The following is a 12,390-nucleotide window of genomic DNA, read 5'->3' as shown; positions in this document are numbered from 1 at the left end:
GCGTATTGCGCCATAAATTTGACTGCGTACGAATTTTTGACTTAACTAGTGCTGTTTTTCAGGTTTAAGTCGTCTTTGAAGGTGATATCCCACCTCGGGCGTCTAGCTTGCCCACCCATCCCGGGCATCGAGTTGACTAGGGAAGTTGCTATTGCATGTGGCGTGAAACCAAAATTCTGCTGATCGATGACGATAGCGTTCGCCGCCGCGACCTGGCGGTGATTTTAAATTTTCTCGGCGAAGAAAATCTGTCCTGCGCCAGCCTTGACTGGCAGCAGGCGGTCGACTCTTTGGCTTCCAGCCGCGAGGTGCTTTGTGTCCTGATCGGGACAGTCAATGCGCCGTCGGGGCTATCGGGCTTGTTAAAGACACTCGGAACCTGGGATGAGTTCCTTCCGGTTCTGCTTTTGGGTGAAAATACTTCCACCGACCTTCCCGAGGACCTGCGTCGCCGGGTGCTTTCCAGCCTGGAAATGCCGCCCAGCTACAGCAAGTTGCTCGACTCCCTGCACCGTGCCCAGGTCTATCGCGAGATGTATGACCAGGCGCGTGAGCGTGGTCGTCAGCGCGAACCGAACCTGTTCCGCAGCCTGGTCGGCACCAGTCGCGCCATCCAGCACGTCCGCCAGATGATGCAGCAGGTGGCCGATACCGACGCCAGCGTGCTGATCCTGGGCGAGTCCGGCACCGGCAAGGAGGTGGTGGCGCGCAACCTGCACTATCACTCCAAGCGCCGTGACGCGCCGTTTGTCCCGGTCAACTGCGGGGCGATCCCCGCGGAACTGCTGGAAAGCGAGCTGTTCGGCCATGAGAAAGGTGCCTTTACCGGTGCCATCACCAGCCGTGCCGGACGTTTCGAGCTGGCCAACGGCGGTACCCTGTTCCTCGACGAAATCGGCGACATGCCGTTGCCGATGCAGGTCAAGCTGTTGCGCGTGTTGCAGGAGCGCACCTTCGAACGCGTGGGCAGCAACAAGACCCAGAGCGTTGACGTGCGCATCATCGCCGCGACCCACAAGAACCTCGAAAGCATGATCGAGGTCGGCAGCTTCCGTGAAGACCTCTACTACCGCCTGAACGTCTTCCCGATCGAAATGGCGCCGCTGCGCGAGCGGGTCGAAGATATCCCGTTGCTGATGAACGAATTGATCTCGCGCATGGAGCACGAAAAGCGCGGTTCGATCCGTTTCAACTCGGCGGCGATCATGTCCCTGTGCCGTCATGGCTGGCCGGGTAACGTTCGCGAACTGGCCAACCTGGTGGAGCGCATGGCGATCATGCATCCGTACGGGGTGATCGGCGTGGTCGAGTTGCCGAAGAAATTCCGCTACGTCGACGATGAAGACGAGCAGATGGTCGACAGCCTGCGCAGCGACCTGGAAGAGCGCGTGGCGATCAACGGCCATACGCCGGACTTCAGTACTTCGGCGATGCTGCCGCCCGAAGGCCTGGACCTCAAGGACTACCTCGGGGGCCTGGAGCAGGGTCTGATCCAGCAGGCGCTGGACGATGCCAACGGCATCGTTGCACGGGCCGCCGAACGCCTGCGTATCCGTCGCACCACCCTGGTGGAGAAGATGCGCAAGTACGGCATGAGCCGTCGTGAAGGTGATGAACAGGCGGATGATTGACGCCTGTTTTTCAAGTCACTGAAAACCGGGCGGTTTTTTTTAGGCACGGGTATTGCTAAGTCTCTCGCAACGTTCCGTTTAAATGACGGTCAGTCAAGCGAGAGAGCACGATGCCCCAAGCCGCCCAGATGTCTCCTGTCCCTGAAGTCCCGGGGCAACCGTCGTCCGTAGAGCAGGCAAGCCGGCTGGGTCTTGAGCAGGCCTTCAACCTGTTCAACCAGATGTCGACGCAACTCACCGATTCCTACAGCATGCTCGAGGCGCGGGTCACCGAGCTCAAGGGCGAGCTGGCCGTGGTCAGTGCCCAGCGCATGACCGAGCTGGCGGAAAAGGAACGCTTGGCCAATCGCCTGCAGAACCTGCTCGACCTGCTGCCGGGCGGCGTGATCGTGATCGACTCCCATGGTTTTGTCAGCGAGGCTAACCCCGCCGCCCGTGAGCTGCTGGGTTCGCCGCTGGAAGGTGAGTTGTGGCGCCAGGTGATCGCCCGCTGCTTTGCTCCTCGTGAAGACGACGGTCATGAAATCTCCCTCAAGGACGGTCGACGGCTGTCGATTGCCACGCGTTCGCTGGAAGGCGAACCGGGGCAACTGGTGCTGCTCAATGACCTGACTGAAACCCGTCGCCTCCAGGATCAGCTGGCTCGTCATGAGCGGCTGTCGTCCCTGGGGCGGATGGTCGCTTCCCTCGCGCATCAGATTCGCACCCCGCTGTCGGCGGCCCTGCTGTACGCCAGCCATCTCACCGAACAGGCCTTGCCGGTGGAGACCCAGCAACGTTTCGCCGGACGCCTGAAAGAGCGCCTGCATGAGCTTGAGCATCAGGTTCGCGACATGCTGGTGTTTGCCCGTGGCGAGTTGCCGCTGACCGATCGACTGGCGCCCAAGGTGTTGCTGCAGGCCTTGCAGGCTGCCGCGCAGACCCATGTGCAGGGTGTGGCGATCCGCTGGCAGTGCGACAGCCATGACGGCGAGCTGCTGTGCAATCGCGATACCCTGGTCGGGGCGCTGCTCAACCTGATTGAAAATGCCATGCAGGCCAGCGGCCGCGACGTGCGCCTCAAGGTGCACCTGTACAGCCGCGGCAATACCTTGCGCCTGAGTGTCAGCGACAATGGCAGCGGGATCGAACCCGAAGTGCTGGCGCGCCTGGGCGAACCCTTCTTTACCACCAAGACCACCGGTACCGGCCTCGGCCTGACCGTGGTCAAGGCCGTTGCCCGGGCGCACCAGGGTGACATGCAATTACGTTCACGGCTGGGGCGTGGCACCTGCGCGATGTTGTGCCTGCCGCTGATTCCCGGCGCCATGGAGACACAATGATGATCGGGATGATCAAGGTCCTGTTGGTCGAGGATGATCGGGCGCTGCGCGAAGCGCTGGCGGACACCCTGCTGCTGGCCGGCTATGAGTTCCGTGCGGTGGCCTGTGCCGAGGAGGCGCTGGAGGCGGTGGCGCAGGAATCGTTCAGCCTGGTGGTCAGCGATGTGAATATGCCAGGCATGGACGGGCACCAGTTGCTTGGTTTGCTGCGTGCGCGCCAGCCACTGCTGCCGGTGCTGCTGATGACGGCGCACGGCGCGGTCGAGCGGGCGGTGGAAGCCATGCGCCAGGGCGCCGCCGATTATCTGGTCAAGCCCTTCGAGCCCAAGGCGTTGCTCGACCTGGTGGCGCGCCATGCGCTGGGGCGGCTGGGCGCGGTGGAGAGCGAAGGGCCGATTGCGGCCGAGCCGGCCAGTGCGCAATTGCTGGAACTGGCGGCGCGGGTAGCGCGCAGTGATTCGACCGTGCTGATCTCCGGGGAGTCGGGGACCGGCAAGGAAGTGCTGGCGCGCTATATCCACCAGCAATCCCATCGTGCCGACCAGCCGTTCGTCGCGATCAACTGTGCGGCGATCCCCGACAATATGCTCGAGGCGACCCTGTTCGGGCATGAGAAGGGCTCGTTTACCGGTGCCATCGCCGCCCAGGCGGGCAAGTTCGAGCAGGCCGACGGCGGGACGATCCTGCTTGACGAGATTTCCGAAATGCCCCTCGGCCTGCAAGCCAAGCTGCTGCGGGTGCTGCAGGAACGTGAAGTCGAGCGGGTGGGCGCGCGCAAGCCGATCACCCTGGATATCCGCGTGGTGGCCACCACCAACCGTGATCTGGCCGGCGAAGTGGCGGCGGGGCGCTTCCGTGAAGATCTCTATTACCGGCTGTCGGTGTTTCCGCTGGCCTGGCGTCCGTTGCGCGAGCGCACCGCCGATATCCTGCCGCTGGCCGAGCGCCTGCTGGCCAAGCACAGCGCAAAAATGAAGCATGCCGCCGTTAGATTGTCGCCCCAGGCCCAGGCTTGCCTGATCGGGTACGCCTGGCCGGGCAATGTCCGCGAACTCGACAATGCGATCCAGCGTGCGTTGATTTTGCAGCAGGGCGGACTGATCCAGGCCGAGGATTTCTGTCTGGCCGGGCCGCTCGGTTGTGCACCCTTGCCGGTCATGCGCGCGCCACTGGTCGAGACGGTTGCCAGCGAAGTGGCGCCTGCCGAGTCCGCCGGGGCCCTGGGCGACGACCTGCGTCGGCGCGAGTTCCAGATGATCATCGACACCCTGCGCGCCGAGCGCGGGCGTCGCAAGGAAGCGGCGGAACGCCTGGGTATCAGCCCGCGTACGCTGCGCTACAAACTGGCGCAGATGCGCGATGCCGGCATGGACGTCGAGGCTTATTTATTCGCCAGTTGAGTCGATTTATCGGCTTTACGGTCGTGTATCGGTTTTTGTTCAGAGGCGACAAGGAGCTGGCACCCTTGTTGCTAACACCTCATTAACCGCTGCACGAGTGTCAAAAAATTGCAGGTCGCCGGAGAGAGTAGTCCATGAGCCAGGGTATTGAATTTAATCGATTGATGTTGGACATGCGTTCCATGCAGATGGACGCCATGGCTCAACCGAAGTCGGCTGTGGCGGCGCCTGAAATGGGCGGTAGCAGCTTTGCCGATCTGCTCGGCAAGGCCGTCGGCAAGGTCAACGACACCCAGCAGGCCGCTGGCCAGTTGGCGAACGCCTTCGAGATCGGCAAGACCGGCGTGGACCTGACGGACGTGATGATTTCTTCGCAGAAAGCCAGCGTCTCGTTCCAGGCCCTGACCCAGGTGCGCAACAAGTTGGTCCAGGCGTATCAAGACATCATGCAGATGCCGGTTTAAGGACGAGATTGAGTCATGGCTGAAGCAGTCGCCGATAACGTACCGGCCAAGGCCGGTTCGACAGACGGCAAACCGCCGCTGTTTGGTTTGTCCTTTCTGGAAAACCTTTCCGAAATGACCATGCTGCGTCAGGTCGGCCTGATGGTCGGCCTGGCCGCGAGCGTGGCGATTGGCTTTGCCGTGGTGTTGTGGTCCCAGCAACCCGACTACCGGCCGCTGTACGGCAGCCTGGCCGGTATGGACGCCAAGCAGGTCATGGAAACCCTGGCGGCTGCGGATATTCCCTACACCGTCGAACCGAATTCCGGTGCGTTGCTGGTCAAGGCAGACGACGTGTCCCGTGCCCGCCTGAAACTGGCCGCGGCCGGTGTGACGCCCACCGATGGCAATATCGGTTTCGAGATCCTCGACAAGGACCAGGGCCTGGGTACCAGCCAGTTCATGGAGGCGACCCGTTACCGTCGCGGCCTTGAAGGTGAACTGGCGCGGACCATTTCCAGCCTGAACAATGTCAAGGGTGCGCGTGTGCACCTGGCGATTCCGAAGAGTTCGGTATTCGTCCGTGACGAACGCAAGCCGAGCGCTTCGGTACTGGTCGAGCTGTATTCCGGGCGTTCCCTGGAGCCGGGCCAGGTGGTGGCGATCATCAACCTCGTGGCGACCAGTGTTCCCGAGTTGAGCAAGTCGCAGATCACCGTGGTCGACCAGAAGGGCAACCTGCTCTCCGACCAGGCGCAAAACTCCGAATTGACCATGGCCGGCAAGCAGTTCGACTACAGCCGTCGCATGGAAAGCATGCTGACCCAGCGCGTGCACAATATCCTGCAGCCGATCCTCGGTAACGATCGCTACAAGGCTGAAGTGTCCGCCGATGTGGACTTCAGCGCGGTCGAGTCGACCTCCGAACAGTTCAACCCGGATCAGCCGGCGCTGCGCAGCGAGCAGTCGACCACCGAACAACGTACTGCCAGCAACGGTCCGCAAGGGGTTCCCGGGGCGTTGAGCAACCAGCCTCCGGCACCGGCCTCGGCACCGCAGACCACCGGTGGCGCCACCGCGTCTTCGGGGCCTGTGCAACCCGGCCAGCCGCTGCTCGATGCCAACGGCCAGCAGATCATGGACCCGGCCACCGGCCAGCCGATGCTGGCGCCGTATCCGGCGGACAAGCGTCAACAATCCACCAAGAACTTCGAGCTGGACCGCTCCATCAGCCACACCAAGCAGCAGCAGGGTCGCCTGACCCGCCTGTCGGTGGCCGTGGTGGTCGACGATCAGGTCAAGGTCAACGCCGCCAACGGTGAAACCACCCGTGCGCCATGGAGCGCCGACGAATTGGCGCGCTTTACCCGCCTGGTCCAGGATGCCGTCGGTTTCGACGCCAGCCGCGGCGACAGCGTCAGTGTAATCAACGTGCCATTCTCCGCCGAGCGCGGGGAAGTGATCGCCGATATCCCGTTCTACTCGCAACCCTGGTTCTGGGATGTGGTCAAACAGGTACTGGGCGTGCTGTTCATCCTGGTGCTGGTATTCGGTGTGCTGCGTCCGGTGCTCAACAACATCACCGGCGGTGGCAAGAAGCAGCTGGCGGGCCTGGGCAGCGATGTCGAACTCGGTGGCATGGGCGGTCTGGATGGCGAACTGGCCAACGATCGCGTGAGCCTCGGCGGTCCGCAAAGCATCCTCCTGCCAAGCCCGAGCGAAGGCTATGACGCTCAACTGAACGCCATCAAGAGTCTGGTAGCCGAAGATCCGGGCCGTGTGGCACAGGTCGTCAAAGAGTGGATTAACGCCGATGAGTAATAACGCCGCCGTCACCCAGAAGCTGACCCGGGTCGATAAAGCCGCGATCTTGCTGCTGTCGCTGGGTTCCACCGATGCTGCACAGGTGCTGCGCCACATGGGGCCCAAGGAGGTCCAGCGGGTCGGCGTGGCCATGGCGCAGATGCGCAACGTGCATCGCGAGCAGGTCGAGCAGGTCATGAGCGAGTTCGTCGAGATCGTCGGCGACCAGACCAGCCTGGGCGTCGGCTCCGACGACTATGTCCGCAAGATGCTCACCCAGGCCCTCGGCGAGGACAAGGCCAACGGCCTGATCGACCGCATCCTGCTCGGTGGCAACACCAGCGGCCTGGACAGTCTCAAGTGGATGGAACCGCGCGCCGTGGCAGACGTGATCCGCTACGAGCACCCGCAGATCCAGGCCATCGTCGTGGCCTACCTCGATCCCGACCAGGCCGGCGAGGTGCTGAACAACTTCGATCACAAGGTGCGCCTGGACATCATCCTGCGCGTCTCGTCGCTGAACACGGTACAGCCGGCGGCCCTCAAGGAACTCAACCAGATTCTCGAGAAGCAGTTCTCCGGCAACTCCAACGCTGCCCGCACCACCCTGGGCGGTATCAAGCGTGCGGCGGATATCATGAACTTCCTCGACAGCTCGATCGAAGGCCAGTTGATGGACTCGATCCGCGAAGTGGACGAGGACCTGTCGACGCAGATCGAAGACCTGATGTTCGTCTTCAACAACCTGTCGGATGTCGACGACCGCGGTATCCAGGCGCTGTTGCGCGAAGTTTCTTCCGACGTGCTGGTACTTGCCCTCAAGGGCTCGGACGAGGGCGTCAAGGAAAAGATCTTCAAGAACATGTCCAAGCGTGCGGCCGAACTGCTGCGCGACGACCTCGAGGCCAAGGGACCGGTGCGCGTCAGCGACGTCGAAACCGCCCAGAAGGAAATCCTCACCATCGCCCGCCGTATGGCCGAAGCCGGAGAAATCGTGCTCGGTGGCAAGGGCGGCGAAGAGATGATCTAAGGATCAAGCCATGACTGATCCAACCGACCTGATCCGCGCGCGGGACGTGAGCGGCTTCGACCTGTGGTCGTTGCCCAGCTTCGACCCGCATGTCGAAGAGCCTGAACCGGAGCCGGTGGAAGAGCCGCCGGCCGAGATGGAGGAAGTGCCGCTGGAGGAAGTCCAGCCGCTGACCCTCGAAGAGCTCGAAAGCATTCGCCAGGAAGCCTACAACGAAGGTTTCGCGGTGGGCGAGCGGGAAGGTTTCCACAGCACCCAGATCAGGGTTCGCCAGGAAGCCGAGGTCGCCCTGAGCGCCAAGCTGGTCAACCTGGAGGCCCTGATGGGCAATCTGTTCGCGCCCATCGCCGAACAGGACCAGCAGATCGAGAAGAGCCTGGTGGGCCTGGTCGGGCATATCGCTCGCCAGGTCATCCAGCGTGAACTCAAGACCGACTCCAGCCAGATCGAGCATGTCCTGCGGGAAACCCTGAAGTTGTTGCCGCTGGGCGCCGAGAACGTGCGGCTGTACATCAATCCCCAGGACTTCGAACAGGTCAAGGCCTTGCGCGAGCGCCACGAGGCGACCTGGCGCATTGTCGAGGACGAGGCCCTGCTGCCCGGCGGTTGCCGGGTCGAAACCGAGCACAGCCGGATCGACGCCAGCGTCGAGACCCGTATCGAGCAGGCGCTGGCCCAGTTGTTCGACCAGTTGCACGAACAATCCCTGCATCCGGCCCAGCCCGACCTGACGCTCGAGTTGGGTGAGCCCCATGCCCCGAACAGCGCCCCGGACCTGTCCGATGCGCCTTGAGCGAACCAGCTTCGGCAAGCGTCTTGGTACTTACGCCGATGCCATCAACCTGCCGGGCCAGCCGATTCTCGAAGGCCGCCTGCTGCGCATGGTCGGCCTGACCCTCGAGGCCGAAGGCCTGCGGGCCGCCATGGGCGCCCGCTGCCTGGTGATCAACGACGACAGCTATCACCCGGTGCAGGTCGAAGCCGAAGTCATGGGCTTCTCCGGCAGCAAGGTGTTCCTGATGCCGGTGGGCAGCGTGGCCGGTATCGCCCCGGGCGCCAGGGTCGTGCCGCTGGCCGATACCGGGCGCCTGCCGATGGGCATGAGCATGCTCGGGCGGGTGCTGGATGGTGCCGGTCGGGCGCTGGACGGCAAGGGCGGGATGAAGGCCGAGGACTGGGTGCCGATGGACGGGCCGACCATCAACCCGCTCAATCGTGACCCGATCCACCAGCCGCTGGACGTGGGCATCCGCAGTATCAACGGATTATTGACAGTGGGCCGCGGGCAGCGTCTTGGCCTGTTCGCCGGTACCGGCGTCGGCAAGAGTGTGCTGCTGGGCATGATGACCCGCTTTACCGAGGCCGACATCATCGTGGTCGGGTTGATCGGTGAGCGGGGCCGGGAAGTGAAGGAGTTCATCGAGCACATCCTCGGCGAGGAGGGGCTCAAGCGTTCGGTGGTGGTCGCATCGCCTGCCGACGATGCGCCGCTGATGCGCCTGCGGGCGGCCATGTATTGCACGCGGATCGCCGAGTATTTTCGCGACAAGGGCAAGAATGTCCTGTTGCTCATGGATTCACTGACCCGTTTTGCCCAGGCCCAGCGGGAAATCGCCCTGGCCATCGGCGAGCCGCCGGCGACCAAGGGCTATCCGCCCTCGGTGTTCGCCAAACTGCCGAAGCTGGTGGAGCGCGCGGGGAATGCCGAGGCCGGCGGCGGTTCGATCACCGCGTTCTATACCGTGTTGTCCGAAGGCGACGACCAGCAGGACCCGATTGCCGACTCGGCGCGGGGCGTGCTCGACGGGCATATCGTATTGTCCCGGCGCCTGGCCGAGGAAGGTCACTACCCGGCGATCGATATCGAAGCGTCCATCAGCCGGGTGATGCCGGCGGTGGTCAGTCCGGAGCACATGAAGCGTGCGCAGTATTTCAAGCAGCTCTGGTCACGCTACCAGCAGAGCCGCGACCTGATCAGCGTCGGCGCCTATGTGGCCGGTGGCGATCGCGAGACCGACACGGCGATCGCCCTGCAACCGGCGATGGTCCAGTACCTGCGCCAGGGGCTGAACGACAATGTCAGCCTGGGCGAGAGCGAAGCGCATCTGTCGACGGTCTTCGCGCCGGCGGCTGGCGGCTAACCGGCCATGGCCCAGAGTCGTGCCGCGCGGTTGGCGCCGGTGGTCGAGATGGCCGAAAGCACCGAGCGTACCGCTGTCCAGCGCCTGGGTTATTTCCAGGGACAGGTACGCCTGGCGCAAAGCAAGCTGGCCGACCTCGAAGGTTTTCGCCTGCAATACCAGGAACAGTGGATCGAGCGTGGCCGGCATGGCGTCTCCAGCCAATGGTTGCTGGGCTACCAGCAGTTTCTCAGCCAGCTCGACACCGCCGTCGCCCAACAGCGGCAAAGCCTGGCCTGGCACCAGAACAACCTCGACAAGGGGCGCGTTGCCTGGCAAGAGGCCTATACTCGTGTCGAGGGCTTGCGCAAGCTGGTGCAGCGCTACATCGACGAGGCCCGCCAGCTGGAAGACAAACGTGAACAGAAACTGCTGGATGAGCTGTCCCAGCGCCTGCCGCGGCAGAGTCCCTATTGAATCGCAGGTATTTTGACGCTCCCGGTTGCCCTGCTGTCAGCGGGGTGCTACACCTTGTACACATCGCCACTGACAAGGAAGCTGGATCATGGCTGTAGAGTCGGCATTAACAGACAACGGCAGGAAGTTGACGATTTCGGTCAAGGGGCGCTTTGACTTCGGCAAGCACCAGGAATTTCGCGAGTCCTACGAGCGGGTCGCTACCCCGCCCGAGTCGGTTATCGTCGACCTGGTCGAGACGACCTATCTCGACAGTTCGGCCCTGGGCATGCTCCTGCTGCTGCGCGACCACGCCGGCGGCGACGATGCCGATATCCGGGTGATCAACAGCAATACGGATGTGCGCAAGATCCTCGCCATTTCCAATTTCGACAAGCTCTTCGACATCACTTGAGCATCATGCAAACGGCCGAGGAGTCGCTGACGGTGCTGATCGCCGAGGACGGGGCGGCGGATCGGCTGCTGCTGTCGAGTATCGTACGGCGCCAGGGGCATGCAGTCCTGACTGCCAGCAACGGTGCCGAGGCGGTCGAGGTGTTCAGGGCGCAGCGACCCCAGCTGGTCCTGATGGATGCCCTGATGCCGGTGATGGACGGCTTCGAGGCGGCGCGGCAAATCAAGGCGCTGGCCGGCGATTCGCTGGTGCCGATCATCTTTCTCACCTCCCTGAGCGAAAGCGACGCCCTGGTCCGTTGCCTGGACGCCGGCGGCGACGACTTTCTGGCGAAACCCTACAACCAGGTCATCCTCGGTGCCAAGATCAAGGCGATGGACCGTCTGCGGCGCCTGCAGGCTACGGTGCTGCAGCAACGCGACCTGATCGCCCGGCACCACGACTACCTGCTCAACGAGCAGCGGGTAGCCAAGGCGGTGTTCGACAAGGTGGCGCATTCCGGATGCCTGCGGGCGCCGAATATCCGCTACCTGCAATCACCCTATGCGCTGTTCAACGGCGACCTGTTGCTGGCGGCCCATGCCCCGGGCGGGGACATGCATATCCTGCTCGGCGATTTCACCGGGCATGGCCTGCCCGCCGCCGTCGGTGCGATGCCGTTGGCGGAAGTCTTCTACGGCATGACCGCCAAGGGCTACGGCCTGCCCGAAACCCTGCGGGAGATGAACGCCAAGCTCAAGCGCATCCTGCCGGTGGACATGTTCTGTTGCGCCACCTTCCTGCGCCTGAGTCCGCAGCGGCAGGTGGTCGAGGTCTGGAACGGCGGTATGCCCGACGGCTACCTGCACGATATCGCCTCGGGCGAGCGGCGTCCCCTGGTGGCGCGGCACTTGCCACTGGGGGTATTGGGGGCCGAGGCGTTCGACGACCACATCGATGTCTACCCCATGGCCCCGGGTGACCGGGTGTTCCTGCTGTCCGACGGGGTGATCGATACCTGTAATGGCGATGAGCAGTTGTTCGGTGTCGAGCGCCTGCATCAGGTCTTCGAGAGCAATCGGGATCCGGATTGCTTGTTCGAGGAGATCCAGCAGGCGCTGGCACGGTTCGGCGGCGAGGCGCGTGACGATATCAGCATGGTCGAGATCAGTCTGCCCGCGCCCGGGCGGGCGCTGCCGGCGACCATGGTCTACTCCGACAGCGGCGAATCCTGTCCGCTGGACTGGTCGGTGAACTTCGAATTCCGCGCGGCGACGCTACGGCGTTTCAACCCCTTGCCTTATCTGCTGCAACTGCTGATGGAGGTACACGGCTTGCGTGCCCACAGCGGGGCGCTGTACAGCGTGCTGGCCGAGCTCTACTCCAATGCCCTGGAGCACGGGGTGCTGGGCCTGGATTCAAGCCTCAAGCGCGATGTCCGTGGATTTGCGCAATACTATGAGCAACGCAATCGGCGTCTGCTCGACTTGCAGGAAGGTTTTGTCCGCGTGAGCCTGCAGGTGGTCCCGGAAGGGAAGGGCGGACGGTTGTGCATCGAGGTCGAGGACAGTGGTGCCGGGTTTGACGTCGAGCGGGTCATGGCGCGTCCGCTGGAGGTCGATCGGTTGTCGGGAAGAGGTGTCGGCCTGGTCCGGCAACTCAGTCACTGTGCCCGTTGGTCGAATGATGGCCGGCGTGCCCACGTGGAGTTTTCGTGGGAGGCTCAGGCATAATTTGCAGGTGTTGATCAAGGAGTGAACGAGTGGACGGCAATCAGGAAAAGCACCTTGA

General features: G+C 63.2%; 11 protein-coding genes. All 11 read left to right on the top strand.

Annotated features, from left to right (window positions below; translation table 11 throughout):
• Nucleotides 1-155 precede the first annotated feature (155 nt).
• Nucleotides 156-1,631: a sigma-54 dependent transcriptional regulator gene (locus KI243_RS23615; protein WP_017124430.1), complete on the top strand. Its 1,476-nt coding sequence runs from the start codon at nucleotides 156-158 to the stop codon at nucleotides 1,629-1,631.
• 128 nt (nucleotides 1,632-1,759) lie between these two features.
• On the top strand, nucleotides 1,760-2,953 hold the full coding sequence (locus KI243_RS23610; protein WP_177088501.1) for an ATP-binding protein: 1,194 nt from the start codon (nucleotides 1,760-1,762) through the stop codon (nucleotides 2,951-2,953).
• 8 nt (nucleotides 2,954-2,961) lie between these two features.
• Nucleotides 2,962-4,353, top strand: coding sequence for a sigma-54-dependent response regulator transcription factor FleR (gene fleR, locus KI243_RS23605; protein WP_177116452.1), 1,392 nt, complete (start codon nucleotides 2,962-2,964; stop codon nucleotides 4,351-4,353).
• 134 nt (nucleotides 4,354-4,487) lie between these two features.
• The gene (gene fliE / locus KI243_RS23600) at nucleotides 4,488-4,817 is read left to right on the top strand and encodes a flagellar hook-basal body complex protein FliE (protein ID WP_042934624.1); all 330 of its coding nucleotides are present in this window, start codon (nucleotides 4,488-4,490) and stop codon (nucleotides 4,815-4,817) included.
• Between the two features lie 15 nt (nucleotides 4,818-4,832).
• Nucleotides 4,833-6,617, top strand: coding sequence for a flagellar basal-body MS-ring/collar protein FliF (gene fliF, locus KI243_RS23595; RefSeq protein ID WP_017124427.1), 1,785 nt, complete (start codon nucleotides 4,833-4,835; stop codon nucleotides 6,615-6,617).
• On the top strand, nucleotides 6,610-7,629 hold the full coding sequence (fliG, locus tag KI243_RS23590) for a flagellar motor switch protein FliG (protein WP_017124426.1): 1,020 nt from the start codon (nucleotides 6,610-6,612) through the stop codon (nucleotides 7,627-7,629). Before fliF ends, fliG begins: the two co-directional genes overlap by 8 nt.
• A 10-nt stretch (nucleotides 7,630-7,639) precedes the next feature.
• Complete coding sequence (gene fliH, locus KI243_RS23585) at nucleotides 7,640-8,422, top strand: flagellar assembly protein FliH (protein ID WP_017124425.1); 783 nt, start codon at nucleotides 7,640-7,642, stop codon at nucleotides 8,420-8,422.
• The gene (gene fliI / locus KI243_RS23580) at nucleotides 8,412-9,770 is read left to right on the top strand and encodes a flagellar protein export ATPase FliI (protein WP_017124424.1); all 1,359 of its coding nucleotides are present in this window, start codon (nucleotides 8,412-8,414) and stop codon (nucleotides 9,768-9,770) included. Before fliH ends, fliI begins: the two co-directional genes overlap by 11 nt.
• 6 nt (nucleotides 9,771-9,776) lie before the next feature.
• Nucleotides 9,777-10,226, top strand: a complete 450-nt coding sequence (gene fliJ, locus KI243_RS23575; protein WP_017124423.1) for a flagellar export protein FliJ — start codon at nucleotides 9,777-9,779, stop codon at nucleotides 10,224-10,226.
• An 88-nt stretch (nucleotides 10,227-10,314) separates the two neighbouring features.
• Nucleotides 10,315-10,620, top strand: coding sequence for an STAS domain-containing protein (locus KI243_RS23570; RefSeq protein WP_042934623.1), 306 nt, complete (start codon nucleotides 10,315-10,317; stop codon nucleotides 10,618-10,620).
• Between the two features lie 5 nt (nucleotides 10,621-10,625).
• A complete protein-coding gene (locus KI243_RS23565) occupies nucleotides 10,626-12,332 on the top strand; it encodes a fused response regulator/phosphatase (protein ID WP_177088499.1) in 1,707 nt (568 codons plus the stop codon).
• The last annotated feature ends 58 nt before the right edge of the window (nucleotides 12,333-12,390 follow it).

It is taken from the genome of Pseudomonas sp. Ost2, from assembly GCF_018326065.1.
Taxonomy (GTDB): Bacteria; Pseudomonadota; Gammaproteobacteria; order Pseudomonadales; family Pseudomonadaceae; genus Aquipseudomonas; species Aquipseudomonas gingeri.
The sequence above is the reverse complement of the archived record's forward strand: the minus strand, read 5'-3'. Positions and strand labels throughout refer to the sequence as shown.

What these genes read in the sequence shown, in the direction of transcription:
- KI243_RS23615 (WP_017124430.1), top strand. Translation starts at nt 156, where the DNA reads ATGTGGCGTGAAACCAAAATTCTGCTGATCGATGACGATAGCGTTCGC.
- KI243_RS23610 (WP_177088501.1), top strand. Translation starts at nt 1,760, where the DNA reads ATGTCTCCTGTCCCTGAAGTCCCGGGGCAACCGTCGTCCGTAGAGCAG.
- fleR (WP_177116452.1), top strand. Translation starts at nt 2,962, where the DNA reads ATGATCAAGGTCCTGTTGGTCGAGGATGATCGGGCGCTGCGCGAAGCG.
- fliE (WP_042934624.1), top strand. Translation starts at nt 4,488, where the DNA reads ATGAGCCAGGGTATTGAATTTAATCGATTGATGTTGGACATGCGTTCC.
- fliF (WP_017124427.1), top strand. Translation starts at nt 4,833, where the DNA reads ATGGCTGAAGCAGTCGCCGATAACGTACCGGCCAAGGCCGGTTCGACA.
- fliG (WP_017124426.1), top strand. Translation starts at nt 6,610, where the DNA reads ATGAGTAATAACGCCGCCGTCACCCAGAAGCTGACCCGGGTCGATAAA.
- fliH (WP_017124425.1), top strand. Translation starts at nt 7,640, where the DNA reads ATGACTGATCCAACCGACCTGATCCGCGCGCGGGACGTGAGCGGCTTC.
- fliI (WP_017124424.1), top strand. Translation starts at nt 8,412, where the DNA reads ATGCGCCTTGAGCGAACCAGCTTCGGCAAGCGTCTTGGTACTTACGCC.
- fliJ (WP_017124423.1), top strand. Translation starts at nt 9,777, where the DNA reads ATGGCCCAGAGTCGTGCCGCGCGGTTGGCGCCGGTGGTCGAGATGGCC.
- KI243_RS23570 (WP_042934623.1), top strand. Translation starts at nt 10,315, where the DNA reads ATGGCTGTAGAGTCGGCATTAACAGACAACGGCAGGAAGTTGACGATT.
- KI243_RS23565 (WP_177088499.1), top strand. Translation starts at nt 10,626, where the DNA reads ATGCAAACGGCCGAGGAGTCGCTGACGGTGCTGATCGCCGAGGACGGG.